Genomic DNA, 24,317 nt, shown 5'->3' on the forward strand with positions numbered 1-24,317 from the left:
CCCAATGCGTAAGCACTGGTGCCACATTATTTGAGTTGCCCCTGCCGCCGTCGGGGGCAACCATCGTTGGGCTGTCCAATCTTCGCGAGAGCCTCGATGACCAAACTCACCCGTTTCTCTGTCGCGCCGCTGCACAGCATGACGCGGCGTCTGGCTGACGTCGCCTCGGCCCGTGTTGCGCCGGATCTCGTGATAACAGGCGGACGGGTGCTCTCGACCTATTCGGACCGCATCCACGCCAACCGTGAGGTCTGGATCACCGGCGGCCGCATTGCCGCGGTGAAGCCTGCGGGCACGGCGAAGAAGGTCTGGAGCGGCGTGCCGTTCTATGACGCGGCAGGCGGCATCATCGCGCCCGGCTTGGTCGATCCGCACATTCACATCGAATCCTCGATGGTGACGGCCTGCGCCTATGCCGAGGCCGCGCTGCTCAACGGCACCACCACGATCTTTTGCGACAGCCACGAGATCGGCAACGTCATGGACGTCGCCGGTGTCGAGGCCATGCTGGAGGACGCGCGGCTGGCGCCACTGTCGATCTTCCTGACGGTACCGAGCACGGTGCCGGCGACGTCGGCGGAACTGGAAACAGCGGGCGGCGATCTCACGCCGGACAAGATAGCCGGCCTGTTCGACCGCTGGCCCGAAGCGGTGGCGCTCGGCGAGAAGATGGACTTTGTGCCTGTGACGATGGGCGACGAGCGCAGCCACGCCATCCTCGCCGCCGCCTTGAAGCGGGGGCGGCCGGTGTCCGGCCATGTCTACGGCCGTGAATTCGTCGCGGCTTACGCGGCCAGCGGCGTCACCGACACCCATGAGGCGATCGACCGTGACATTGCCGATGATCTGCTCGACGCCGGCGTTTGGGTGTTTTTGCGCGGCGGCCCGCCAACGACGCCCTGGCATTCGCTGCCGCAGGCGATCCGCACCATCACCGAGCTCGGCGCCTCGCACAAGCGCACGGCGGTGTGCACCGACGACCGCGACGCCGACGATCTCTTGCTGTTCGGTCTCGACTGGGTGGTGCGCGAAGCCGTGAAGGCGGGAATGTCGCCCGAGCAGGCCTGGTCGATGGGCTCACTGCACGGCGCGACGCGCTTCGGCATGGAAGGGGATATCGGCGGTCTCGGCGGTGGCCGGCGCGCCGATCTCGTGCTGATGGACGATCAGCTCAAGCCGCAATGCACCTGGTATGGCGGGGAGCTCGTGGTCGAGCACGGCAAGATCACGCCGCGCCTCGATCAGGCGCTGTCGCAGCGCTATCAATATCCGAAGGCGGCCTACGCCACGGTCAAGCTGCCGGGGAAGCTGAAGCTCACGCCGGAGCTGCCTGCGAAAGCCTGCACCGTCAACGCGATCAAGACCGCGCTGCCTGGCATCACGCTGATCCATGAAAAAGTCGCGATCGAACCGGCCAAGGACTGGCCGTCGCTGTTTGCGCGCTACGGCCTCTGCTTCGTTACGGTGGTCGAGCGCCACGGCAAGTCGGCCGGCAATGTTGCCCACGGCCTGCTGAAGGATTTCGGCCTGAAGCGCGGCGCGGTTGGCTCCAGCGTCGGGCATGACAGCCACAACATCATCGTCGCCGGCACCAACGAAGCTGACATGCAGGTCGCGATCGCAGCGATCAGGGAGCAGCAGGGCGGCGTCTGCGTTGTCGCCGAGGGCCAGGTGAGGGCGCTGGTTCCCTTGCCGATCGCAGGGCTGCTCTCCGACAAGCGCGTGACCGAGGTGGCCGAAGAGGTTAGGGCGCTCAAGAAGGAATGGGCCGAGGCCGGCTGCACCATCCCCTATATGGGCTTCAATTTGATTCCCCTATCGGTCATTCCGGAAATTCGCATCACCGACAAGGGCCTCGTGCTGGTGCCGCAGATGGAGCTGGCGCCGCTGTTCGAGTGATCTGCTTTCATGTGTATCTCGGTCTAACCGATTGAGACCGCCACGATTTTTCCGCGGCTGCCGCATCGTGGAAAATAAAATCGATCTCGTTGAGATTGCATCACGCAGACCGGATGATCTCGCTCGCTGACGCAACTTAGAGCGAGGTCCGATTATGGCGAAGATGCGAGCCGTCGATGCAGCCGTGCGAATTCTGGAGAAGGAAGGCATCTCGACCGCCTTCGGGGTTCCCGGCGCTGCGATCAATCCGCTTTACTCGGCGCTGAAGAAACGCGGCTCGATCCGCCACATCCTGGCACGGCATGTCGAGGGCGCCTCGCACATGGCCGAGGGCTACACGCGGGCCAAGGCGGGCAATATCGGCGTCTGCATCGGCACGTCGGGGCCGGCCGGCACCGACATGATCACCGGGCTCTATTCGGCGATCGCCGATTCCATTCCGATCCTCTGCATCACCGGGCAGGCGCCGCGGGCACGCCTCTACAAGGAGGACTTCCAGGCCGTCGACATCGAGTCGATCGCAAAGCCCGTGACCAAGTGGGCGGTGACGGTACGCGAGCCGGCGCTGGTGCCGCGCGTGTTCAGCCAGGCTTTTCACGTGATGCGATCGGGCCGGCCGGGGCCGGTGCTGATCGACATGCCGCTCGACGTGCAGCTCGCCGAGATCGAGTTCGACGACGAGACCTATGAGCCGCTGCCGGTCTACAAGCCGGCCGCGACGCGCAAGCAGGTCGAGAAGGCATTGGAGATGCTCAATGCTGCCGAGCGGCCGCTGATCGTGGCTGGCGGCGGCATCATCAATGCCGATGCGTCTGATCTGCTGGTGGAATTTGCCGAGATCGCCAACGTGCCCGTGGTGCCGACGCTGATGGGGTGGGGCGCGATCCCCGACGACCATGTGCTGATGGCCGGCATGGTCGGGCTCCAGACCAGCCATCGCTACGGCAATGCAACGCTGCTGGAATCCGACTTCGTGCTCGGCATCGGCAACCGCTGGGCCAACCGCCACACCGGCTCGGTCGAGACCTACACCAAGGGCCGCAAATTCGTGCATGTCGATATCGAGCCGACGCAGATCGGGCGCGTGTTCAATCCGGATCTCGGCATCGTCTCGGACGCGAAGGCGGCGCTCGAGCTGTTCGTCGCCGTCGCCAGGGAGTGGCGCCGGTCAGGCAGGCTCCGCGAGCGCCAGGCGTGGCCCGCGTCCTGCCGCGACCGCAAGACGACGATGCTGCGCAAGAGCCATTTCGACAACGTCCCGATCAAACCGCAGCGCGTCTACGAGGAGATGAACAAGGCGTTCGGCCGCGACACCACCTATGTCACCGTGATCGGCCTGTCGCAGATCGCCGGCGCGCAGTTCCTCGGCGTCTACAAGCCGCGCAACTGGATCAATGCCGGGCAGGCGGGGCCGCTCGGCTGGACGCTCCCGGCGGCGCTCGGCGTGCGCGCGGCATGCCCGGATCGCGAGATCGTCGCGCTGTCGGGGGACTACGACTTCCAGTTCCTGATCGAGGAGCTCGCGGTCGGCGCGCAGTTCAATCTGCCCTACATCCACGTCGTCGTGAACAATTCCTATCTCGGTCTGATCCGCCAGGCCCAGCGCGGCTTCGACATGGACTATCACGTCCAGCTCTCCTTCGAGAACATCAACGCGCCCGAGATCGGCGCCTACGGCGTCGACCATGTGACGGTCGCCGAAGGCCTCGGTTGCAAGGCGATACGCGTCACCGACCCCAAGGACACGCAAGCGGCGTTCGCGACCGCGCGCGAATTGATGGCCAAGCATCGCGTCCCCGTGGTGGTCGAGTTCATCCTCGAGCGCGTCACCAATATCGCGATGGGCACCGAGATCGACAACATCGTCGAGTTCGAGGAGGTGCTGGATCTGCCGCTCGACGAGGTCGCAAGCGCGCGGCTCAATGTGTTGCAGCCGGCAGAGTAAGGGAACCGCATCATGCCGAAATTTGCTGCCAATCTCACCATGCTCTTCAACGAGATGCCGTTCCTCGATCGCTTCGCCGCTGCGAAGGCGGCGGGATTTGCCGGCGTCGAATATCTCTTTCCCTATGATTTCGACAAGGCGCAGCTGCGCGAGCAGTTAGAGTCTCACGGCCTGACGCAGGTGCTGCACAATCTGCCGGCCGGCAATTGGGCGGCTGGCGAGCGCGGCATCGCCATCCTGCCCGATCGCACCAGCGAATTCCGCGACGGCGTGTTCCGCGCCATCGACTACGCCAAGGCGCTGGATTGCGAGCAGCTCAATTGCCTCGTCGGCATCGCGCCTGCCGGTGCCGACCCGCGCGAGCTTCAGGAGACGCTGGTCGGCAACCTACGCTTCGCGGCCTCGACGCTGGCGCGGGAGAACATCAAGCTGCTGGTCGAGCCGATCAACACGCTGGACATTCCGGGCTTCTACCTCAATGGCACCGAGCAGGCGGTGCGGCTCATCTCCGAGGTGCGGTCGAGCAATTTGTTCGTCCAGTACGACATCTATCACATGCAGATCATGGAAGGCGATCTCGCCCGCACCATGCAGGAATATCTGCCGCAGATCGCGCATATCCAGCTCGCCGATAATCCCGGCCGTCATGAGCCCGGCACCGGCGAGATCAACTATCCCTTCCTGTTCCGCCATCTCGACGCGATCGGCTATCGCGGCTGGGTCGGCTGCGAATACAAGCCGCGCACCACGACCCTGGAAGGGCTTTCGTGGCACGCGGCGCAGACGTTCGAGACGTGAGGAAACAAGACATGATCGATATCGGCTTCATCGGACTTGGCACCATGGGACGGCCGATGGCCGGCCACCTCCTGGCTGCGGGTTATCGCGTTCTCCTGCATGACGTCGCGCCGGTTGCGCCCGAACTGATTGCGGCCGGCGGCATCGCCTGCAAATCGGCCAAGGAAGTTGCGGAGGAAGCGGATGCCGTCATCATCATGGTGCCGGATACGCCACATGTGGAAGCGGTGCTGTTCGGCAAGGACGGTGTCGCGAGCGGTATCTCAAAAGGCAAGATCGTCGTCGACATGAGCTCGATCTCGCCGCTGGCGACCAAGGAGTTCGCGAAGAAGATCGAGGCGCTGGGCGCCGACTATCTCGATGCGCCGGTGTCGGGCGGAGAGGTCGGCGCGAAAGCCGCGAGCCTCACCATCATGGTCGGCGGGCCCGAGCGCGCCTTCGGCACCATGAAGCCGGTCTTCGACAAGATGGGCAAGAACGTCACGCATGTCGGCGCCAATGGCGACGGTCAGACGACGAAGGTCGCCAACCAGATCATCGTCGCCCTGACGATCGAGGCTGTGAGCGAAGCATTGTTGTTTGCGTCGAAGGCCGGCGCGAACCCTGCGCTGGTGCGCAAGGCGCTCATGGGCGGCTTCGCCTCGTCGCGGATTCTCGAAGTCCATGGCGGGCGCATGGTGAAGCGCAATTTCGATCCGGGCTTTCGCATCGAACTGCACCAGAAGGATCTCAACCTCGCGCTGGAAGGTGCCCGCGCACTCGGCCTTTCGCTGCCGAGCACCGCGGTCGCGCAGCAATTGTTCTCGTCCTGCACCGCGCATGGCGGCAAGGCCTGGGATCATTCCGCAATGGTGCGCGCGCTGGAACTGATGGCAGGGCACGAGATCGCTGCGGTCTGATCTGTTACCGCGTAACAGTCTCTGGGATTGGCGCGCCTTTGGCCGCGGGGAACCGGAACAATGCTCCGGTCCCGCGGTTGAAGGCGCATAACAATCACTGGAGACTTAAGGTCATGAAAACCCGTCTTGCGATTTCGTTGGCTGCCGCCTCGCTGCTGGCGTCGAGCGCAGCCTTTGCCCAGTCGACGACCGAACAGGGCGCCAGGGACGGCGCGCGCGCAGGTGGCGACATCGGCGGCCCGGTCGGCGCGATGGTTGGCGGTACCGTCGGTGCAGCCGTTGGCGCTGGTCTCGAAATTCCGAACGCGATTCTCGGCGGAATCCCGCGCAGCGAGTCGGTTGTCGTGGAGGAGCGCGTCGTGGTCGGCGAGCCCCTGCCTCCGACCGTGGTGCTGCGCCCGGTGCCGAACTACACCGAGTATCGGTATGCGGTCGTGAACGACCGCCGCGTGATCGTCGAGCCGCGCACGCGCCGCGTGGTCAAGATCATCGACTGATCTGCACTTGGTTAAGCGCTGAGAAGGTGGGCCCTGCGGCGAGTTACTCCGCGGGGCCTTCGCTCGTCAGGGCCGCGCTGTTGCGAAGCCGGGTCATGGCCCAGTCGGCAGCGGCTGCGATGGCAAAGCCGAAGCAGGCGGTGAGCGCGTCGACCAGAAAGTCCGCAAGTCGCGCATGGCGGCCGGGTGCCCAAAATTGCATCAGTTCCAGCACGCCGATCAGGACAACCGAGGCCGCAGCAATCCGCAGGCGCCGCCGCGGATAGGCGAGGCCGAAGGCCAGTCCGACCAGAATGAAGGCGAGCGCGTGTTCGCCGTCCTGACCGAGGTCTGAATGGGGCCGCAGGCCCGGTGGGCCGAGGGTTGCGAAAGTGACGGCGGCCGCGAGCAGCCAGGCAATGGAACGAACCAAAATTGACATCCGGCCCGCATAGCACAGATTTGTAACGGGCCGGTACCCTCCAGCCACCAGATCGACGTTTAGTTAATGACGAAACGTTAAAGTGGCTCGCGCACGCCGAGGCCGTGCATGAAACGTTCCCGGATCTGCACGGGATCGCGGCGGGTGGTGCCGATGCCAGGCTTGTCGTCGATCCTTACGGCGATTAGATGGGGCTCGGAGGCACCCATCGCAGCCTCGATCAGCCGCTCGAAATCCTCCTCGTCCGCAGCCCAGGCGCTGTTGGCGAGACCGGAGCCGAGAGCGATGGCGACGATGTCGGCGACACCAGCTGCCGGCGTCCGCTGCGCTCCGGTAATCTGGTAGATGCCGTTGTCCATCACGATCATCGTGAGGTTCTTCGGCTTCAGGGCCGCGATCGTCGAGAGCGCACCAAGCTGCATCAGGAGCGAGCCGTCGCCTTCGAGCGCGAAGACGTGGCGGTCGGGCTGCGCCAGCGCCACGCCGAGCGCGATCGGGAAAGCGAGCCCCATGCTGCCCAGCATGTAGAAATTCTGCGGGCGGTGGCCGGCGGCCCAGAGATCGAAATTGGTGTTGCCGATGCCGCCGATCACGGCTTCCTTGTTTCCGAGCTTCGCGATCAGGCGCGAGGTGACGTCGAAGCGGTTCATCACCTTGGTGTTGCGATGATCCATGGCCAAACTCACTTGTCGAACACCTTGCCGCCCGTGAGCAGCGGGTTGAGGATCAGGGCCACCGGCGCCTGCGTGGTGACGGCTTGCTTGATCGAGCGGTCGGCGATGAATTCGAGCTCGTCGAGCCGGGTGATGGTGTGATGCTCCAGCGCCAGCGAATCCAGCACCGGGCGCATGGTGCGGCAGACCAGCGACTGGCCGTAGTTGAACTCGCCGAGCGTGCCGCGCTCGGAGACGAACATGATCAGCGGAATCTGGTAGGGCACCGCGAGCGAGGCCAGCACGTTGGCGAGCGTCGCAAAGCCTGACGTCTGCATCAGCACCGCGCCGCGCCGGCCGCCCATCCAGGCTCCCGAAACGATGCCGACCGCTTCCTCCTCGCGGGCGGTGGCAAAGGTGGTGAAGAAGGGATCGGCGTGAAGGTTCTTGATCAGCGGCGTCAGCACGCGATCAGGAACGTAGGGGATGAGGCTGATCTCGTTCCGCTTCAGGGTTTGCAGGATGATGCTATGCCAGCTGCTTTCGCCGGCCCCCTGTGCAGCCGGGGGCGAGGTCTTCTGCTCCGCAATCGCCATTGCGTTCTCCCTTGAGCCGCGCATGCTTCTTGGTATCTGGCCGCCGCGGCAGTCCGCCGAACTTGACGCAGGCAGTGGGATTGTCAACATGTCCTGGCCGGCACCGTGATCTGCGCTGGACGGCCTGCCGTGGCCGGCGCCGCCATGTCATAAAGGCGGTAACGATAAAAGCGGGAGGAAGCAGAGGCGAGCGCAACGCCGACCTTGCCGATCTCCCTCGCAAGCGAGCCGGAAGGGTCCTGATGTCGGTCAACAACAAGCGCGTGTTCTACGTCAAATATCTGGCCAATCCGATCTACATCGACATCCTCAAGGCGCGGCCCGATGTCCGGCTCGATCGCATCGAGAACGAAAGCCCCGAAGATTTCTATGCGCCGATCCTGAGTGCAGCCCATGTTTACCAGGTCGGCGCCGCCCGCGATGAACTCGCCCCGCATTTCCATGTCGATGCCGCCTTCCTGAAGCGCACGCCGAATTTGCTGCTCGTCTCTAGCAACGGCGCGGGCTTCGATCCCGTCGACGTCGAGGCCTGCACGGAGGCGGGCGTCGTGGTCGTCAACCAGTCCGGCGGCAACGCCCATTCGGTCGCCGAGCATGCGCTCGCGATGATGTTGACGCTGTCCAAGCGCATCATCCAGTCGGACCGCCGGCTGCGCCGTGAACGCGATGTCAACCGCAACGAACTCGTCGGCAACGAGGTCGAGCACAAGACCGTCGGCATCATCGGGCTCGGCAATGTCGGCCGCCGCATCGCCGCTTTGTGCAAGGGCCTGCTCGGCATGAAGGTGCTGGCCTATGACCCGTATCTTTCGGCCGAGGTCATGGCCGAGCGGGGCGGGGAGAAGGTCGAGCTCGACGAGCTTCTGCGCCGCTCCGATTTCGTCTCGATCTCCTGTCCGCTCAACAAGGGCAGCCGCAACATGATCAGCGTGCGCGAATTCGCGCTGATGCAGCCGCACGCCTATTTCATCACCACGGCGCGCGGCTTCATCCACGACGAGGACGCGCTGCTGCAGGCCTTGCGCGACAAGCGCATTGCGGGCGCCGGCCTCGACGTCTGGTCCAAGGAACCGCCGCCGCCGGAGCATCCGCTGCTCCAGTTCGACAACGTGCTGGCGAGCCCGCATACAGCGGGGGTGACGATCGAGGCGCGCCAGAACATGGGCCGCATCGCCGCCGAGCAGGTGCTGGAGACGCTCGACGGCAAGCGTCCGCCGCGCATCATCAATCCCGAAGTCTGGCCGCACTATGCAGAACGCTTCAAGCAGGCGTTCGGCGTGACGCCGGGGTAGGAGCTCGCGCCAAGCGTCCGGAATAACCGCCGGAAAGCTGCGCCGACCTTGATCCGCGTCAAAAACTCCCTCCCGCATCCGGCCTAAATGGGATTAGAGTGCCGCCGGGGCAGCAGGGAGGTCCCATGTCTACTTATGTCGTCAGGTTCATGAAGGACGTGCTCGGCCAGTACGGCCGGCACATCGAGGTGTGCCAGGGCACGCTCGAAATCGACGCCTGCGATGAGGACGAAGCCAAAGAGCGGGCCAAGGCGAAGTTTTGCAAGGATCAAGCCTTGCATCACTGGTCGCTGCATGCCGACCGCATCCAGGTCAGACCAGCTGACTTTCCATCGTAAGGCGTTATCGGGCGGGCGCCGTGACAGGCGGGGGCGCCGTCGTCCCCGCGCCGAGCGACCGTTGCACCATCACGGTATCGGACCAGCGGCCGTGGCGATAGGCGACACCGCAGAGCAGCCCGGCGCGCGCGAAGCCGAACTTCTCGTGCAGCGCCAGCGAGGGCGCGTTGTCGGCATCGATATAGCCGATCATCTGGCGAAAGCCGGCCGCCGCGCAGGCATCGATCAGGTCCTGGAGCAAAAGCCGCCCGACTCCGCGGCCGAGATGCTCGTGATGAACATAGATCGAGTGTTTCGCCGTGTAGCGGTAGGCCGGCCGCTTGCGGAATTGCACCGCATAGGCATAGCCCACGACCTCGCCGCGAAAGGTCGCGACCAGATGCGGTAGGCGGGTCTGCTTCAGGTTCTTGCGCCGGTCGCGCAGATCATCCGGCTCGGGTGCGCCGGTTCCCTCGACGTCGCGCGGCACGCCATTGCGGACGTGATGGCGGTAGATCGCCAGCATCGCCTCGACGTCGCCCTCGCGTGAGGGCCGCACCAAAACCCGTTCGTCACTCGCGCGCGCGGCTGCTTCGTTCATCGGCACCTACTCAGCAACGACGTAAGTATAGAGCCCGATGCGGCCGTTCGCATCGATCTCCTTGTAGACGCCCTGGATTTCCACATCGAAGCCCGGAAACGTGTTGAAGCAGGTCTCGAACATCTTGAGGTAATCGATCATGGGCTTGGCTCGTTCCGTCAGCCGCTCGCCGGGCACGATGGTGGCGATGCCGGGCGGATAGACCACGAACGGCGTGGTGGCGATGCGGCCCGCGATCGCCTCGATCGGCAGATAGTCGACGTCGTTGCGGAACAGATAGCGCGCGGCATCGCGCGGCGACATCGCGATTTCAGGCATGTGCTCGGGCATGAACTGCCGGGCCTGTAGCGCGCTGACGTCGGCGGCACGGAAGAAGCGGTGCATTTCGCCGCAGAGGTCGCGCAGCCGCGCGCCGGCGTAGCGCGCCTGCCGCCGCAGGTAGAACTCAGGGATGACGTCGGCCAGCAGCGCATTGTCGTCGTGCAGCTTCTTGAACGCGACAAGACCCGAGATCAGTGTGCCGGCCTTGCTCGCCTCGACGCCTGGCGTGAGCAGGAAGAGCATGGAGTTGAGATCGTTCTTCTCGGGAACGATGCGGTTTTCGCGTAAGTATTGCGCGACGACCGGCGCGGGGATGCCATGCTCGGCATAGGCGCCGGTGGTGCGGTCGAAGCCGGGCGTGAGCAGGGTCAGCTTGTTCGGGTCGGTCATGGCAAAGCCCTCAGTGAGGCCGGGGAAGCCATGCCAAGTGTCGTCGGGGGAGAGCTGCCACAGCGCGGGATTGGTGGCGAGCTCGTCGGTGGAGAGGGTCTCCCAGGCGACGTTGTGAGCGGCCCCGGGGCGGCCGACGTCGGGAATGGCGACGCGATCCGGCACGAATGGCTCGAAAAACCAGCGCCGCTCCGGATTTTGCTCCTTCTCTTCGAACTCCCGGCGCATCGCCCGCATCTTCTTGCGCAACTCGATGCCGAGCCGGATCGTGTCGTCCCACAGCACCTCGCCAGAGCGGCCCTTCATCATCTGCGCCCCGACATCCAATGACGCGAAGAGTGGATAGAACGGCGACGTGGAAGCGTGCTGCATGAAGCTCTCGTTGAAGCGGCGATGCTCGACGCGCCGCTTCTGGCCGCGGATGTGACGGTCCTTGATGTGGATCTGGGAGGCCTGCGAGAAGCTCGCGAGCTGCTTGTGCGTCGACTGGGTCGCGATGATGCCGGGTGCCTCCGGGGGAAGATTGGCCAGACTCATGGCGAAGCGGCCTGCATAGAGCGGATGGAATTTCATGAAGCCGGCCCAGGCTTCGTCGAACAGTATGTACTCGCAGAGATGGCCGACGCGCTTGAGGATCATCTCGGCGCTGTGGATCGTGCCGTCATAGGTGCATTGCTCGACGACCGCGACGCGGAACGGCCGTTCCTTGCGCCAGGCGTTCTTGTCCGTGACAAGCGGATGATTGCGGATCGCCTCGCGCAAAGTCTTCTCGTCGAGCAAGTCCCAGCGCATCGGACCGATCAGACCCCATGCGTTGCGGATGGTCGGCACGTAGATTGGCACGCCGCCATTGATCATCAGCGCGCCATGATGGGCGGCCTTGTGGTTGTTGCGGTCGAACAGCACGAGGTCGCCGTCGGTGACGAGCGCGCCGAGCGCGACCTTGTTCGAGGTCGAGGTGCCGTTGAGCACGAAATAGGTCTTTTCCGCACTGAAGATTTGCGCGGCCTCTTTCTGCGCCCTCAGCGCGGGGCCTTCGTGGGTGAGGAGGTCGCCAAGATCGAGCACGGAATTGTCGAGGTCGTCGCGGAACACGGACTCGCCGAGATGCTCGACGAAGACCCGGCCGATCGGGCTGCGGTTGTAGAACACGCCGCCATTGTGCCCCGGGCAGGTCCAGAGCTGATTGCCTTCCTCTGCATAATCGACCAGCGCGCCGAAGAACGGCGTCTTCAGAGTTTCGGCATATTGCTTCAGCCGGCTGATCAGGTTCTTGGCGATGAAGGTCGGGGTCTCCTCGGACAGGAAGACGTAACCGTCGATGAAATCGAGCACCTCGACCGGCAGATCCTCGAACCTTTTGCGGCGGATCAACAGGATGATCGGGAAATCGAGTCCACGACGCCGCATCAGATTGATCAGCGCCGAGGTCTTGCCTTCCAGGCCCTTCTTGCCCCAATCCACCACCATGCAGCCGATCGCGGCATCAGTCTGCACCGCCATCTCGGCATCCTCCAGCTTGCGGGCCCGGACCACCTCGAAGCCGGAGCGCTGGATCTCCTCGATGATCTGGTTGAAGCGGACGCCTTCGAGATCGTCGGCGTCGAACACAGGTGCGGCGAACAGGAAGTTGAAGCGCTTGAAGTAGTCCATGTCGGATCCCGAATGTGGCGGAGATACCAGCTCTCTGCACATTCGATGACAGTTGGATGACAGGAGCCGAGCGTTGCTAGAAGTTCGAAGGCTGGTGGCCTCAATCGAGCAGCTTGTCCAGCGTGATCGGGAAACGCCGGATACGCTTGCCGGTGGCATGATAGACCGCGTTCGCAATCGCCGCGGGCACGCCAACGATGCCGATTTCGCCGAGACCCTTGACGCCCAACCTGTTGATGTGGTCGTCGGGCTCGTCGACGAAAATCACGTCGATGTCGTGGACGTCGGCGTTCACGGGAATGTGGTATTCGGCGATATTCGCGTTCATGATGCGGCCGAAGCGGTGGTCCATCAACGTCTCCTCGTGCAGCGCCATCCCGATCCCCCAGACCACGCCGCCCATGATCTGACTGCGGCCGGTCTTGGTGTTCAGGATGCGCCCGGCCGCGATCGCGCTCACAACTCGCGTGACGCGGATGACGCCGAGCTCTTCATCCACCTTGACCTCGGCGAAGACGGCAGAATGCGTGTTGCGCGCGTGCGACTTGTCCTCGGCGAACTCGTTCAGCTTCTCCTTCTCGATCCGTTCGACCTGGCCATGACGCATCGCATCGGCGATCGAAACGGCGCGGCTCCTGTCGGCGGCCTTGGCGACCGTGCCGTCGAGGAGAATGATGTCGGGCGCATCGACGCCGGCGAGTGGCGAGGCAGGCATCGCCTTGGCGTATCGTGCGAGCTCGCGGCGAATCTCTTCGGCTGCGCCCAGCACGGCATGCGCACTCGAGGCGGCCATCCATGAGCCGCCTTCCACGGGTGCCTGCGGGAGGGTCGAGTCCGCGAGCTTGACGCTGATGTTCTCGATCGGCAGGCCGAGGGCATCGGCCGCGACCTGCGCCACGATGGTATAAGTGCCGGTGCCGATATCGGACGCGGCGCAGGAGACCTCGGCATGGCCGTTGGCCGTCAGCACGATGCGGACGGCGACCGGCATCTGCAGCGCCTCCCACACGCCCGTTGCCATGCCCCAGCCGACGAGTTCCTTGCCGTCGCGCATCGAGCGGAGTGCGGGATTGCGGCGGCTCCAGCCGAAAGCTTCCGCGCCGCGGGCGTAACATTCGCGCAACTGCTTGCTGGTGTAGGGCAGGCCTCCGGTCTGGTCGCGATCCGAGTAGCACCTCAGACGCAGTTCGATCGGGTCGAGCCTGAGCGCGACGGCCAGTTCGTCCATGGCACATTCGAGCGCGCAGACGCCCGTTGCGGCTCCCGGCGCGCGCATGTCGCAGGGGGTCGCGACGTCGAGGTCGACCAGCTTGTGGGAATGGTGGCTGTTGGGGCTCTTGTAGAGCTGCTCGGCCCAGCCGGTGTCGTTGCGCGAGAAATCCTCGTAGCGGGAGGTCACGGCAATCGCTTCATGAGTGACCGCATCGAGCGTGCCATCAGGCTTGGCACCGAGCGCAACGCGCTCGATGGTCATGGGACGAAAGCCGAGGCCGTACATCTGCCGTCGCGTCAGCACGACGCGGACAGATCGCTTCAGTGCGAGAGCGGCAAGCGTTGCCAGCACTACCTGGTGCTGCGGCCGCAAGCCGGAGCCGAAGGCGCCGCCGACATAGGGCGAGATCACGCGGATGTCGTCCGGCTTCTTGCCGAAAACGCTGCAAAGAAACTTCTGCACGTTCTGAACGCCCTGCGTCTTGTCGTAGACCGTGAGCCTACCGCCGCCGTCCCAGACCGCCGTCGTCGCATAGAGCTCCATCGGATTGTGATGCTCGCTGGGAATGACGTAGTCCGCCTCGTGGCGAACGGCCGCCCGCGCTAGCGCTGTTGTCGCGTCACCACGCGGCTTGTGCGGCTGATCCACTTTGGCGGCCTTGCCGCGTTCGGATTCGAGATCGGTCGCAAACGGCTCCTGCTCATATTCGACGTGAACGCGGGTTGCGGCGAACTTGGCGGTCTCCCAATCCTCGGCGACGACGAGTGCGATGGGCTGGCCGTTGAACTTGATCCTGTCGTCGTACAGCGGGCGGAAAGGCGAGCCCTTCTCCGGCGCCACCTCGTCCTTCCAGGCTTCGTCCTTGTCGGCGAGAGGCGGGCGATGCGCATGGGTGAGCACGTCGACTACGCCCTTCACCTTCAGCGCCTCGCTGGTATCCAGGCGAGCGATGCGCCCGCGCGGAATGGTGGCTTCGACCACGAAGCCATGAAGGAGGCCGTCTGTTGCGAATTCGCCGGCATATTTGGCGGCTCCGGTGACCTTGGCCCGGCCGTCGACGCGCGACGTTGGTGTTCCGACATAGGCGTTCATCGGACCCTCATGCGATCTTCTTGTGAGCTTGTGATTGCGGCGTTGCGCTCGTGGCCTGCATCAGCGTACGCACGACGGCTCGGCGCGCCAGCTCGATCTTGAATCCATTGTGCGAACGAGCGGTTGCTCCCTGCAGCAGCAGGTCGGCAGCGCGCCCGAAATGATCCGGAGTTGCCGCCTGGCCCCGCAACGCCGCTTCGGCCTCGAGGCTTCGCCAGGGCTTGTGAGCCACGCCGCCGAGGGCAAGCCGCGCTTCGCTGATCGCGTTGCCCTCCACTTCGAGCGCGGCCGCGACCGAGACCAGGGCGAAAGCGTAGGACAGCCGGTCGCGGATCTTCAGATAACTGTAGTTCCGGGCAAAGCTGTGCGGCGGCAGCTCGATTGCGGTGATGATCTCACCCCTGCCGAGAATCGTATCGAGATGAGGCTTGTCGTCCGGAAGCCGATGGAAATCCGTCAGAGCAACGGTGCGCGCACCAGTGGGTCCTGCGGTGTGCACGAGCGCACCGAGCGCGGCCAGCGCGACGCTCATGTCGGATGGATTGGTCGCGATGCAGGACTTGCTGGTGCCGAGGATGGCGTGGTTACGGTTGAGGCCGTCGAGCGCTGAGCAGCCTGTGCCGGGACTTCGCTTGTTGCACGGCGTCGTGGTGTCATAGAAATAGGCGCAGCGTGTTCGCTGCATCAGATTGCCGCCGACCGATGCCATGTTGCGCAGTTGCGCGGAGGCGCCGGCCAGGATCGCGCTGGCGAGCAGGGGATAGCGCTGTTCGATCAGCGGATGGTAGGCGAGGTCCGAATTCGGCACCAGGGCGCCGATGCGCAGGCCGCCGTCGGCGGTCTCCTCGATCTCGCGAAGCGGCAAGCGAGAAATGTCGATCAGCCGGGAGGGCCGTTCGACATTCTCCTTCATGAGGTCGATCAGGTTGGTGCCGCCGGCAATCAGCTTCGCGCCGGGATCGGCGGCGAGCAGGCGAATGGCGTGGGCAATATCGCTCGCGCGGGAATACTGGAAGTTGTTCATGATCGGCTCATTGCCTGCTCGATTGCCGCCACGATGTTGGGGTAGGCGCCGCAGCGGCAGAGATTTCCGCTCATCAGTTCTCTGATCTCGTCGGCATTCCGCGCACGGCCCTCGGCCAACAGGCCCGCGGCGGAGCAAATCTGCCCCGGCGTGCAATAGCCGCATTGGAATGCGTCGTGATCGATGAAGGCCTGTTGCAGCGGGTGAAGCGCGCCATCCTTGGCGAGGCCTTCGATGGTCGTGATCTCGGCGCCATCCTTCATGACCGCGAGCGTCAGGCACGAATTGACGCGCCGACCGTCGACCAGCACGGTGCAGGCGCCGCATTGGCCGTGATCGCAGCCTTTCTTGGTGCCCGTCAGCGCAAGATGATCGCGCAATGCGTCCAGCAGTGTGGTCCAGGGTATGAGATCGAGCGTATGGTCAACGCCATTGATGACGAGATGAACCGGAATGCGTTCGGGAATGTCGTGCGCGACATCGCTCATGTCCTGCTCCCTGCGCCGGCGACCGAGCCGTGACGTCAGCCATGCTGACGCGGAGGCACGTCGCCTCCGCCCCGCCAAAGGCGTCCAACGGACAACCGGCTGCTTGGTTCCCTGCCGAATTATGGCGCCCGCGACACGGCGGTCAGCGTTTCGCCTCGCCGAACACCACGGTCGGCACGGCGCGGTTGACGATCTCGCGCAGCGCGAAGCTGGACTGCACCCGGGCGACGCGTGGCAGCCGCGACAACTCGGTGCGGTGGATGCGCTCGAAATCCTGGATGTCGCGGGCAAGCACGATCAGGATGTAGTCGTCGGTCCCCGACATCAGGAAACAGCGCACGACGGAGGGGCATTTCACCACCTCCGCCTCGAACGCCTTCAACGCGTCGTCGCTCTGGCTCTCCAGCGCGATGCGGACCAGCACCGTCGTCGTGAGGCCGAACTGCGCCAGATCGAGCGCGGCATGATAGGCCTGAATATAGCCGTCATCTTCCAACGCCTTCTGCCGCCGCGCCATCGCCGTGCTCGACAGGCCGATCTTGTGGGCGAGTTCGGTGTGGCTCGCCCGCGCATTGGTCGTGAGTTCCGCAAGGATGGCGAGATCTTTCCGGTCGAGGGCCAAGGTGTTGTTTCCAGCGCTAAAGGGCATTTTCGCGCCGGAAACCGGCGCGGACCTTTCGAGCCTAGCGGATATTTGCACGAAACCAAACTACCGGCACCGCTACGATGATGAGCGGAATCAATGCTTGAGGAGGAGCTGAAGATGCGCGTCGGTGTCCCCAAAGAGATCAAGGTGCAGGAATATCGCGTCGGGCTCACTCCGGGCGCGGTCCGTGAATATGTCGCGGCCGGGCACCAAGTGATGGTCGAGACCGGCGCCGGCAGCGGCATCGGCGCCTCCGACGAGGTCTATCGGCGGGCAGGGGCCGCGATCGCCGAAAGCGCCCGGGACGTCTTCGCCAAGTCCGAGATGATCGTGAAGGTGAAGGAGCCGCAGAAAAGCGAATGGGCTCAACTGGGCGAAAACCAGATCCTGTTCACTTATCTCCATCTTGCGCCGGATCCGGAGCAGGCGAAGGGCCTGCTTGCCTCCGGGTGCACCGCGATCGCCTACGAGACCGTCACGGACGCGAGCGGTCACCTCCCGCTGCTCGCGCCGATGAGCGAAGTCGCCGGCCGCCTTGCGATCGAGGCCGCCGGCGCCGCGCTCAGGCGATCGGCGGGCGGCCGAGGGCTGCTGCTCGGCGGAGTGCCGGGCGTGCAGCCGGCGCGGCTGGTCGTGCTCGGCGGCGGCGTGGTGGGAACGCAGGCGGCGCGCATGGCCGCAGGCCTCGGCGCTGAAGTCACGGTGATCGATCGCTCGATTCCACGTCTGCGCCAGCTGGACGATCTCTTTGTCGGAAGGGTGCGCACCCGCTTCTCGACGATCGAGTCGGTCGAGGAGGAGGTGTTCGCCGCCGACGTCGTGATCGGCGCTGTGCTGGTGCCGGGCGCGAGCGCCCCGAGGCTGGTCACGCGCGCGATGTTGAAGTCGATGCGGCCGGGCGCGGTGCTGGTCGACGTCGCCATCGACCAGGGCGGCTGCTTCGAGACCTCGCATCCGACCACGCACACCGAACCGACCTATGAGGTCGAAGGCATCGTGCATTATTGCGTCGCCAATATGCCTGGCGCGGTGCCGGTGACGTCGAGCCAAGCGCTCAACAACGCGACGCTGCCGTTCGGCCTGATGCTGGCGAACAAGGGCTTTGCCGCGGTGCTGGAGAATCCTCACTTGCGCAACGGGCTCAACGTGCATCGCGGCCGGATCACGAACAAGGCGGTGGCGGAAAGCCTGGGCCTGGAGTTCGCTCCGGTGGAGAGCGGGCTGGCGGCCTAGCGCTTATGCCGGCTTGCGATGACGACTGCCGAGCGCGGCCTCGATCGTCTCAGGTCTCTCGATCCGCTCGATCAGCATGTCGATGCGATCGCCGCCCCAGAACAGCTCGCCGTTGAACACCATGGTGGGCACGCCGAACACGCCGAGCGCTTCGGCATCAAAGATGATGCGGTCATGTTCGGCGCGTGCAGGGCCGTGCACGTAGGCCTCGAACTCGCTGGCCGAGCCGCCGCATGATGTGATGACATCCGTGATTGCGGCGAGATCGTCGATCTCCAGCTCATGGCTCCAGAATTTTCGGAATACCGTGTCATGGTAGGGGCGGAAGAAGCCATGCCGTTGTGCGAACAGCATGCCGACGCTGGAATAGAAGGCGTCGTAGATCCGTCGCGGCCCTTTCATGATGAGCCCCTGCGCATTGGCATGGCGGCGCGCGTCCATATAGGCGTAGCGCACTTTGCGCCAGAAATGCGGTGTGCGCTCCTCAACCGTCCCCATGAATTCCGCGACACGCAGCGTGTAAGGCAGCCATTCGATCTCGACGCCGTGTGTCTCTTCGAGCGTGAACAGACGCTTATTCGCGACGAATGCGTAGGGGCTCTTGTAGTCGGTGTAGACGCGCACGATTGGCTTGGGCACGGTCGGCTCCCTTTGGACGTGTGGCACTCCTTGGCGGGCGGGAAGTTAACTCGCGAATTCCGTCATTGCGAGCGCAGCGAAGCAATCCAGCGTCTCACTGCGGAAAGATTCAGGATTGCTTCGCCGCGCTCGCAATGACGATGTGGCAAGAGGTTACCCCTTCGTAAGCCGGTACTGCCCCATATCCGGATCATGCGTCATGCGCCAGTAATCCACGAACCGCCACGGCATCGCCGAAAACACCCGGCCGCTCGCATTGCGGTAGTAGGTGCTCATGCCCGGGTGGGTCCAGATCATCGCCTCGTGCTCGGCATCGACCTTGCGGACGTAATCATCGAGCACGTCCTGACGGACGTCGATGGCGGCGACGTCGTGCTCGATCATGTCGGCGAGGCAAGCCGAGATGTAGCGGCTCTGGCACTCCGACTGGAAGATGACGCTGCCGCCATGGGCAGGGCCTGAATTCGGCCCGAGCATGCAGAAGAAGTTCGGAAAGCCCGGCACGGTGAGGCCGAGATACGCAGTTGGATTGTCGTTGGCCCAAGCCTCACGCAAATCCTTGTCGTCGCGGCCACGGATGTTCAGGCGCGCTGCCATCTCCGTGACCTTGAAGCCGGTTGCGACCACGATGATATCGGCGGGCCGGTGCTTGCCGTCGGCGGTGACGATGCCGCTCTCGTCGAAATGATCGATCGCATCGGTGACCAATTCGACATTTTGTCGGGTCAGCGTCTTGAACCAGTTGTTGTCGAGCAGGATGCGCTTGCCGTAGGGCGGATAGGTCGGCACGCATTTTTCGATCAGATCGGGCCGATCCTTCAGCTCGGACAGGATGAAATCGGTCAGTTCCTGCCGATGCCGGTCATTGCCCTTGTTGACGGCGCGCTCCGGATGCGGCCAGGCCGGATCCTTGCGGAGGAAAGGCAGGAGGCCGTCGCCGTAGCGCCAGAACATGTTGAAGCGATACCACTGCACATAAAACGGCAGATGCGCCAGCAGCCAGCGCGCGCCCTCGCTGATCGGATCGGCGTAGCCCTTCACCGGCCGCGCCCATTGCGCGCTGCGCTGGTAGACGGTGACGGAGGCCACGCGGCAGGCGATCGAGGGCACCAGCTGCATCGATGTTGCGCCGGTGCCGATCACGGCGACATGCTTGCCGTCGAGATTGATCTCGTCGGACCATAGTGCCGAGTGCAGGATCGTGCCCTTGAAGTCTTCCTCGCCTTTGAAATGGGCGCGCGAGGGATCGTTGAGCTGGCCGATGGCCGAGACCAGCGCAGTGGATTCGAAAATCTCCTCGCCATCCTTTGTCTTGAGGGTGGAGATCCAGCGCCGCTTGGCTTCGTCCCAGCGCGACGAGGTCAATTCTGTGTTGATCCGCAAATGCTTGCGGATGCCGTATTCCTCCGCGACCTTCTGGAGATAGCCGAGCAGCTCCTCGCGCTGGCAGAAATAGCGCGTCCATGCGTTGCCCGAGCCGAACGAGTAGGAATAGGAATGGTTCGGCGTGTCGACGCCACAGCCGGGATAGCGATTGATCCACCAGGTGCCGCCGAGCTCGGCGTTCTTCTCGACGATGGTGTAGGGAATTCCGAGATGGCCGAGCGCCACGCCGAGCGCGATGGCACAGACGCCGGCGCCGACGATCAGCACATGCTGGTCGGCAAGCTTGTCGTCTGCTGGACGCTCGGTCCATCGCGCCTGGCGCGGCACGAAACCCATTTCCTCGCGCATCAGGGGGGCATATTCCGGCGCGACGTTCTCGCCGAGACACGCGCGCATCATCTTCAGCAGCAGCTCGTCGCCGGGATCGGCGATGACGGGTTTTGGCGTGCCATTGGTGAAGAGTTCGACGACGGCGGCGCGGATCTCGTCCTGGATGTCTCTGGGCACGCCGGCCTCGGGATCGGGAATGAGGCGAATGTCGCGCTTGGGGAGGTAGGGCGGCGCGAGCCACTTCTCGTCACCGGTCATGTGCACCAGCACCATCAGCAGACAGCGGATGTCTCCTTCGGCGATCGTGGAGGCGAGATCGAGCGGCTTGTGTGGAGATGCGATGTTCATGGCGTGTCCTGATCTCCGGATGCAGTGAAGAGGCCGCGCGTCATCAGCTTGCGATAGGCAGAGATGACGTGATCGGGCACGACGGTGACGACGCCTTCCGAATAGGAGTAGCGTCGGCTGAGATAGCCGCGCGAGCCCATCAGCATGTGAACGATCGCCTCGAATTCCTCGTCGCTGTAGTCCTCTATGGCGCCGGCAAGGCGAGCCCGGCGCAGGATGCGGACATAGGCGGTCGCGATGTTGTCGAGATGCTTCTGATAGCCGATGGGTGCGAAGAACTCGGCTTCGTTGAGGATGCGCAGGAATTCCGGGACCTCGCGTATGAAATCGAAGAAGGCGGAGAAGCGCGCGATCTCCTGCCGGGCCGCATCCGCGGTGCCGGTGCGGGCGCGGATGAACTCGACCATGTCGAGACCGATCTTGGGCAGGAGCTGATCGAGCAGCTCCTGCCGGTTTTCGAAATGATTGTAGAAGGTGCCCTGCGCGACGCCGGCTTCCTCGGTGATGCGCGCGACCGAGGCTTCGGCATAGCCATGCTTGCCGACCACCTTGGTGGCGGCCTCGAAGATCTTCTGCTTGGTCCAGGCGTTGCGCTCGACACGGTTGAGCTTTGTGACCTTGGCGTTCACTTGCGTCATTCAGAGGTCTCCAGCTCGGCGCGCAACAGGCGCTTCAGGATCTTGCCACTGGGATTGCGGGGAAGGCTGTCACGGATAATCAGCTGCTTCGGCACCTTGAAGCTCGCCAGCCGCGTGCGGCAGTGCTCGGTGAGGGCAGCAAGGTCGAGGCTGGCGCCTTCGGCGAGCACGACGATGGCCACCGGCCGCTCGCCCCAGCGCGGATCGCGCAGGCCGATCACGGCGACCTCGCGCACGTCAGGTAGATCGTAGATGACGCGCTCGACCTCGGAGGACGCGATGTTCTCTCCGCCGGAGATAATCATGTCCTTCTTGCGGTCGGTCAAATACAGAAAGCCATCTTCGTCGAGATAGCCGACATCGCCGCTGCGGAACCAGTTGCCGAAGAAGGCGGAGGCCGTCTTCTCCGGATCCTTCCAATAGCCGCGCGTGATCTTGGGGCCGCGCAGGCAGATCTCGCCATTGACGTTCGGCGGCAGCGTCTTGCCGTCCTCATCACGGATATCGATCTCGACATGGGCGATGGCGCGCCCGGTCGAGCCGATCTTCTCGATCTCGCGGCCTTTCTCCATGAAGGTGTCGCCACCGACAGTCTCCGTGAGGCCATAGGCGTCGATATAGCGCGCATTGCGGAAATATTCGGAGAAGGCGCGGATGCGCAGCTCCGGCGTCTTCTCGCCGCCGCCGATTGCCCACTTCAGGCTGGAAACGTCGTAGCGGTCGCGCGTCGGGCAGGTCAGCATCGCGGTGGTCATCACGGGCGCGAACCAGGCGGCATTCAGCTTGTCTTCGGCGATCGCCGCCAGCGCCGCCTCTGGCTCGAAATTGCGTTCGATGCGGATGAAGCCGCCATGCCAGAGCACAGCGATTCCGGGCAGATCGAGCGCGCCGACGTGAAAGAGCGGGCCGAGGACGAGAAGGCGCGTGTCCGCACCGAGACCGAGCGCGATGGTCTGATCGGCCGACTTCCAGTAGAAATTGTCGTAAGTGAGCATCACGCCCTTGGGGCGGTCGGTCGTGCCCGAGGTGTACATCAGCCGCATCAGGTCGGATGGCTGGCGCACATGCATGGGCGCGTGCAGCGTATCGCCGGCAAGATGGGTGATGCTTTGTTGCGCAGCTTCATTCACCACGATGGTCTTCGCGCCCGCTGCATTCGCCGCGAGTTCTTCATCGGCAATCAACATCCGCGCGCCGGCATTGCCGGCGATGTAGCTGACCTCGTCGCGCGAGAGCCGGAAATTGACCGGCAGGAACACCGCGCCGAGATGGCTGGTCGCGAACACGAGCTCCAGGAACGCCGCGCTGTTCTTCATCAGCACTGCGACGACGTCGCCTGGGCCGATGCCATGCGCGGCGAGCCAGCCTGCGACTTGGCGAACGCGCGCATGGAAGACCGCGTAGGAAATCTCCTCGCCGCGATATTTCAGCGCAGGCCGGTCCGGCGTACGCCGTGCATGAAAGGCGATGAAGCTCGAGAGGTTGATCATAGCGCTTGTTTTGAGCCGATTGGCGGCTTCGCGTCTCCCTTGATGAATTCTGACTCGTAATTCATCTTTGGCTTGACGTCACCCCCTTTGCTCTGAAATCCTTGGAGACACGGAGACGGACGATCTCCGGCAGGGATCAGGAACGCCGACCCACAAGAGGGAGGGGAAAATGACGAGAACCCGCACGCCGGGCATCAGCCGCCGTTCAACATTGGCGTTGATGGGCGCCGGTGCGATGACGTTTGCCGCGCCATGGGTGGCACGGGCGCAGGCCAAGACGATCAAGATCGGCATGCCGACGATTTTGTCGGGGCGCGTTGCGCAACTCGGCACGTCCTCGCGTAATGCCGTGATGCTCGAGGTCGAGAAGGTCAACGCCGCCGGCGGTCTTGCAGGCCGGCAGATCGAGATGGTGATCCGCGACTCCAAGGGCCAGCCGCAGGAGGCCGCCCGCGTCGCGCGCGAACTCGTCAACACCGACGGCTGCGAGCTGCTGCTCGACGGCGAAGCGTCCTCCGGATCCTTCGCAGTGCATGAAGTTGCGCGCGATCTCGGCGTGCTCTGCATCCACACCTGCTCGGAAGCCTCCTCGCTGACCGCCGATCCGAAGCAGCACATCCCGAATGCGTTCCGCTGCGTGCGGCAGGGCATCCACGATTCCATCGTCGGCGGCAGCTACGCCGCCTCGATCGCCAAGGCCAAGGGCTTGAAGAAGTGGGCGACCTGTTCGCCGGACTATGCCTATGGCCGCGACACCACCGGCGAGTTCACACTGTATCTGAAGCGCTTCGCGCCCGACGTCGAAATCATCAGCGAGTCCTGGCCAAAGCTGTTCCAGGCTGATTACACCGAGGTGGTGACGAAGATTCTTCAGGCCAAGCCGCAGGCGCTGTACTCCTGTCTGTGGGGCGGCGATCTCACCTCCTACATCGACCAGGCCAACATCTACGCGATGTTCAGCCAGATGGAGGTGTTCGCGGTCAACATGGCCGACTACACCGCGCTCACCGTGGTGAAGAATTTGCCCAAGGGCATCCACTCCGGCAATCGGTACATCAAGACCTTTCCGACCACGCCGGCGAACGCTGCCTGGGGCGATGCCTACAGGGCGAAGTACAACGAATATCCCACTAACTGGTCGTGGCAGAACGCGACGGCGGTGATGTTCCTGGCCGAAGCCGCTAAGAAGGCGAATTCGGCCGACGGCAAGAAGATCGCGGAAGTTTTGAAGGGCCTCACCATCAAGTGCCCGTTCGGCGCCGACGGCACCGTGACCATGCGCGGCGACGACCACACGCTGGTTGGCTACGCCATCGGCTGGGGCACCACGATCCCGCAGGAGCCTTACGTGCCCGAGGTCAAGGCCGGCGACTGGAAGACCATCTTCGAACTCGAGGCCGAGTGGAAGAAGAGCAAGGGCTACACCTGAACCGACGTGTCGGCGGAGACGGGCGACCGTCTCCGCCTTCGTTCGTTTTCCGCGTCGTTTCAGGCGCGCTGCAATGAAA

The 24,317-nt window shown here is 64.1% G+C and carries 22 protein-coding genes; 9 read left to right on the top strand and 13 right to left on the bottom strand.

Translation table 11 applies throughout. The annotated features are described in order from the left end of the window. Positions 1 to 96: 96 nt before the first annotated feature. The 5 genes from BCCGELA001_RS14295 to BCCGELA001_RS14315 all read left to right on the top strand — a co-directional run bounded on the left by BCCGELA001_RS14295 (position 97) and on the right by BCCGELA001_RS14315 (position 6,038). Positions 97 to 1,899, top strand: coding sequence for an adenine deaminase C-terminal domain-containing protein (locus BCCGELA001_RS14295; protein ID WP_060735596.1), 1,803 nt, complete (start codon positions 97 to 99; stop codon positions 1,897 to 1,899). A 154-nt stretch (positions 1,900 to 2,053) separates the two neighbouring features. Next, positions 2,054 to 3,844, top strand: a complete 1,791-nt coding sequence (gene gcl / locus BCCGELA001_RS14300; RefSeq protein WP_060735597.1) for a glyoxylate carboligase — start codon at positions 2,054 to 2,056, stop codon at positions 3,842 to 3,844. A gap of 12 nt (positions 3,845 to 3,856) precedes the next feature. Beyond that, positions 3,857 to 4,642 carry a hydroxypyruvate isomerase gene (gene hyi / locus BCCGELA001_RS14305; RefSeq protein ID WP_008553997.1) on the top strand — a complete coding sequence of 262 codons (786 nt, stop codon included), beginning with the start codon at positions 3,857 to 3,859 and terminating at the stop codon, positions 4,640 to 4,642. Between the two features lie 11 nt (positions 4,643 to 4,653). Beyond that, entirely contained in the window at positions 4,654 to 5,541 is an 888-nt protein-coding gene (locus tag BCCGELA001_RS14310; protein ID WP_008553999.1) for a 2-hydroxy-3-oxopropionate reductase, read from the top strand. 113 nt (positions 5,542 to 5,654) lie between these two features. Then, entirely contained in the window at positions 5,655 to 6,038 is a 384-nt protein-coding gene (locus BCCGELA001_RS14315; protein ID WP_008554001.1) for a DUF1236 domain-containing protein, read from the top strand. A gap of 43 nt (positions 6,039 to 6,081) precedes the next feature. On the opposite strand, the gene BCCGELA001_RS14320 is transcribed toward BCCGELA001_RS14315, so the two are convergent. The 3 genes from BCCGELA001_RS14320 to BCCGELA001_RS14330 all read right to left on the bottom strand — a co-directional run bounded on the left by BCCGELA001_RS14320 (position 6,082) and on the right by BCCGELA001_RS14330 (position 7,708). Further along, a complete protein-coding gene (locus BCCGELA001_RS14320) occupies positions 6,082 to 6,459 on the bottom strand; it encodes an antibiotic resistance protein VanZ (RefSeq protein ID WP_060735598.1) in 378 nt (125 codons plus the stop codon). A 77-nt stretch (positions 6,460 to 6,536) separates the two neighbouring features. Further along, on the bottom strand, positions 6,537 to 7,133 hold the full coding sequence (locus BCCGELA001_RS14325) for a thiamine pyrophosphate-dependent enzyme (RefSeq protein WP_008554005.1): 597 nt from the start codon (positions 7,131 to 7,133) through the stop codon (positions 6,537 to 6,539). Positions 7,134 to 7,141: 8 nt separating this feature from the next. Next, positions 7,142 to 7,708 carry a thiamine pyrophosphate-binding protein gene (locus BCCGELA001_RS14330; protein WP_008554007.1) on the bottom strand — a complete coding sequence of 189 codons (567 nt, stop codon included), beginning with the start codon at positions 7,706 to 7,708 and terminating at the stop codon, positions 7,142 to 7,144. A gap of 242 nt (positions 7,709 to 7,950) precedes the next feature. On the opposite strand from BCCGELA001_RS14330, the gene BCCGELA001_RS14335 reads away from it, so the two are divergent. Together BCCGELA001_RS14335 and BCCGELA001_RS38140 are read left to right on the top strand one after the other, a co-directional pair. Further along, the gene (locus BCCGELA001_RS14335; protein ID WP_008554009.1) at positions 7,951 to 9,000 is read left to right on the top strand and encodes a hydroxyacid dehydrogenase; all 1,050 of its coding nucleotides are present in this window, start codon (positions 7,951 to 7,953) and stop codon (positions 8,998 to 9,000) included. Between the two features lie 125 nt (positions 9,001 to 9,125). Beyond that, positions 9,126 to 9,338, top strand: coding sequence for a hypothetical protein (locus tag BCCGELA001_RS38140; RefSeq protein WP_060735599.1), 213 nt, complete (start codon positions 9,126 to 9,128; stop codon positions 9,336 to 9,338). Positions 9,339 to 9,342: 4 nt separating this feature from the next. On the opposite strand, the gene BCCGELA001_RS14345 is transcribed toward BCCGELA001_RS38140, so the two are convergent. From BCCGELA001_RS14345 to BCCGELA001_RS14370, 6 genes are all read right to left on the bottom strand, one after another. After that, positions 9,343 to 9,918 carry a GNAT family N-acetyltransferase gene (locus tag BCCGELA001_RS14345; protein ID WP_060737652.1) on the bottom strand — a complete coding sequence of 192 codons (576 nt, stop codon included), beginning with the start codon at positions 9,916 to 9,918 and terminating at the stop codon, positions 9,343 to 9,345. Between the two features lie 6 nt (positions 9,919 to 9,924). Then, positions 9,925 to 12,282 carry an Orn/Lys/Arg decarboxylase N-terminal domain-containing protein gene (locus BCCGELA001_RS14350; RefSeq protein WP_008554026.1) on the bottom strand — a complete coding sequence of 786 codons (2,358 nt, stop codon included), beginning with the start codon at positions 12,280 to 12,282 and terminating at the stop codon, positions 9,925 to 9,927. A 100-nt stretch (positions 12,283 to 12,382) separates the two neighbouring features. Next, a complete protein-coding gene (locus BCCGELA001_RS14355) occupies positions 12,383 to 14,587 on the bottom strand; it encodes a xanthine dehydrogenase family protein molybdopterin-binding subunit (protein ID WP_060735600.1) in 2,205 nt (734 codons plus the stop codon). 7 nt (positions 14,588 to 14,594) lie between these two features. Continuing rightward, positions 14,595 to 15,611 (bottom strand): FAD binding domain-containing protein, encoded by a 1,017-nt coding sequence (locus tag BCCGELA001_RS14360; RefSeq protein ID WP_008554044.1) that lies wholly within the window; start codon positions 15,609 to 15,611, stop codon positions 14,595 to 14,597. Further along, positions 15,608 to 16,099 (bottom strand): (2Fe-2S)-binding protein, encoded by a 492-nt coding sequence (locus BCCGELA001_RS14365; RefSeq protein ID WP_060735601.1) that lies wholly within the window; start codon positions 16,097 to 16,099, stop codon positions 15,608 to 15,610. The genes BCCGELA001_RS14360 and BCCGELA001_RS14365 overlap by 4 nt, the downstream gene beginning before the upstream one ends. 142 nt (positions 16,100 to 16,241) lie before the next feature. Further along, entirely contained in the window at positions 16,242 to 16,721 is a 480-nt protein-coding gene (locus BCCGELA001_RS14370; protein ID WP_060735602.1) for an Lrp/AsnC family transcriptional regulator, read from the bottom strand. A gap of 141 nt (positions 16,722 to 16,862) precedes the next feature. Between BCCGELA001_RS14370 and ald the strand changes: the two genes are divergently transcribed. After that, positions 16,863 to 17,978, top strand: a complete 1,116-nt coding sequence (ald, locus tag BCCGELA001_RS14375) for an alanine dehydrogenase (RefSeq protein ID WP_060737653.1) — start codon at positions 16,863 to 16,865, stop codon at positions 17,976 to 17,978. 3 nt (positions 17,979 to 17,981) lie between these two features. On the opposite strand, the gene BCCGELA001_RS14380 is transcribed toward ald, so the two are convergent. From BCCGELA001_RS14380 to BCCGELA001_RS14395, 4 genes are all read right to left on the bottom strand, one after another. Then, complete coding sequence (locus BCCGELA001_RS14380; RefSeq protein ID WP_008554055.1) at positions 17,982 to 18,617, bottom strand: 2-hydroxychromene-2-carboxylate isomerase; 636 nt, start codon at positions 18,615 to 18,617, stop codon at positions 17,982 to 17,984. 153 nt (positions 18,618 to 18,770) lie between these two features. Beyond that, complete coding sequence (locus BCCGELA001_RS14385) at positions 18,771 to 20,681, bottom strand: flavin-containing monooxygenase (protein WP_060735603.1); 1,911 nt, start codon at positions 20,679 to 20,681, stop codon at positions 18,771 to 18,773. Then, entirely contained in the window at positions 20,678 to 21,319 is a 642-nt protein-coding gene (locus BCCGELA001_RS14390) for a TetR/AcrR family transcriptional regulator (protein WP_008554070.1), read from the bottom strand. Before BCCGELA001_RS14390 ends, BCCGELA001_RS14385 begins: the two co-directional genes overlap by 4 nt. After that, entirely contained in the window at positions 21,316 to 22,809 is a 1,494-nt protein-coding gene (locus BCCGELA001_RS14395; protein ID WP_060735604.1) for an AMP-binding protein, read from the bottom strand. The genes BCCGELA001_RS14390 and BCCGELA001_RS14395 overlap by 4 nt, the downstream gene beginning before the upstream one ends. A gap of 169 nt (positions 22,810 to 22,978) precedes the next feature. On the opposite strand from BCCGELA001_RS14395, the gene BCCGELA001_RS14400 reads away from it, so the two are divergent. Then, a complete protein-coding gene (locus BCCGELA001_RS14400; protein WP_060735605.1) occupies positions 22,979 to 24,238 on the top strand; it encodes an ABC transporter substrate-binding protein in 1,260 nt (419 codons plus the stop codon). Positions 24,239 to 24,317 lie beyond the last annotated feature (79 nt).

The sequence above is a fragment of the Bradyrhizobium sp. CCGE-LA001 genome (assembly GCF_000296215.2).
Classification (GTDB): Bacteria; Pseudomonadota; Alphaproteobacteria; order Rhizobiales; family Xanthobacteraceae; genus Bradyrhizobium.

What these genes read in the sequence shown, in the direction of transcription:
- BCCGELA001_RS14345 (WP_060737652.1), bottom strand. Translation starts at nt 9,918, where the DNA reads ATGAACGAAGCAGCCGCGCGCGCGAGTGACGAACGGGTTTTGGTGCGG.
- BCCGELA001_RS14335 (WP_008554009.1), top strand. Translation starts at nt 7,951, where the DNA reads ATGTCGGTCAACAACAAGCGCGTGTTCTACGTCAAATATCTGGCCAAT.
- BCCGELA001_RS14325 (WP_008554005.1), bottom strand. Translation starts at nt 7,133, where the DNA reads ATGGATCATCGCAACACCAAGGTGATGAACCGCTTCGACGTCACCTCG.
- BCCGELA001_RS14400 (WP_060735605.1), top strand. Translation starts at nt 22,979, where the DNA reads ATGACGAGAACCCGCACGCCGGGCATCAGCCGCCGTTCAACATTGGCG.
- BCCGELA001_RS14350 (WP_008554026.1), bottom strand. Translation starts at nt 12,282, where the DNA reads ATGGACTACTTCAAGCGCTTCAACTTCCTGTTCGCCGCACCTGTGTTC.
- gcl (WP_060735597.1), top strand. Translation starts at nt 2,054, where the DNA reads ATGGCGAAGATGCGAGCCGTCGATGCAGCCGTGCGAATTCTGGAGAAG.
- BCCGELA001_RS14310 (WP_008553999.1), top strand. Translation starts at nt 4,654, where the DNA reads ATGATCGATATCGGCTTCATCGGACTTGGCACCATGGGACGGCCGATG.
- ald (WP_060737653.1), top strand. Translation starts at nt 16,863, where the DNA reads ATGCGCGTCGGTGTCCCCAAAGAGATCAAGGTGCAGGAATATCGCGTC.
- BCCGELA001_RS14360 (WP_008554044.1), bottom strand. Translation starts at nt 15,611, where the DNA reads ATGAACAACTTCCAGTATTCCCGCGCGAGCGATATTGCCCACGCCATT.
- BCCGELA001_RS14330 (WP_008554007.1), bottom strand. Translation starts at nt 7,708, where the DNA reads ATGGCGATTGCGGAGCAGAAGACCTCGCCCCCGGCTGCACAGGGGGCC.
- BCCGELA001_RS14390 (WP_008554070.1), bottom strand. Translation starts at nt 21,319, where the DNA reads ATGACGCAAGTGAACGCCAAGGTCACAAAGCTCAACCGTGTCGAGCGC.
- BCCGELA001_RS14355 (WP_060735600.1), bottom strand. Translation starts at nt 14,587, where the DNA reads ATGAACGCCTATGTCGGAACACCAACGTCGCGCGTCGACGGCCGGGCC.
- BCCGELA001_RS14385 (WP_060735603.1), bottom strand. Translation starts at nt 20,681, where the DNA reads ATGAACATCGCATCTCCACACAAGCCGCTCGATCTCGCCTCCACGATC.
- BCCGELA001_RS14315 (WP_008554001.1), top strand. Translation starts at nt 5,655, where the DNA reads ATGAAAACCCGTCTTGCGATTTCGTTGGCTGCCGCCTCGCTGCTGGCG.
- BCCGELA001_RS14365 (WP_060735601.1), bottom strand. Translation starts at nt 16,099, where the DNA reads ATGAGCGATGTCGCGCACGACATTCCCGAACGCATTCCGGTTCATCTC.
- BCCGELA001_RS14320 (WP_060735598.1), bottom strand. Translation starts at nt 6,459, where the DNA reads ATGTCAATTTTGGTTCGTTCCATTGCCTGGCTGCTCGCGGCCGCCGTC.
- hyi (WP_008553997.1), top strand. Translation starts at nt 3,857, where the DNA reads ATGCCGAAATTTGCTGCCAATCTCACCATGCTCTTCAACGAGATGCCG.
- BCCGELA001_RS14295 (WP_060735596.1), top strand. Translation starts at nt 97, where the DNA reads ATGACCAAACTCACCCGTTTCTCTGTCGCGCCGCTGCACAGCATGACG.
- BCCGELA001_RS38140 (WP_060735599.1), top strand. Translation starts at nt 9,126, where the DNA reads ATGTCTACTTATGTCGTCAGGTTCATGAAGGACGTGCTCGGCCAGTAC.
- BCCGELA001_RS14395 (WP_060735604.1), bottom strand. Translation starts at nt 22,809, where the DNA reads ATGATCAACCTCTCGAGCTTCATCGCCTTTCATGCACGGCGTACGCCG.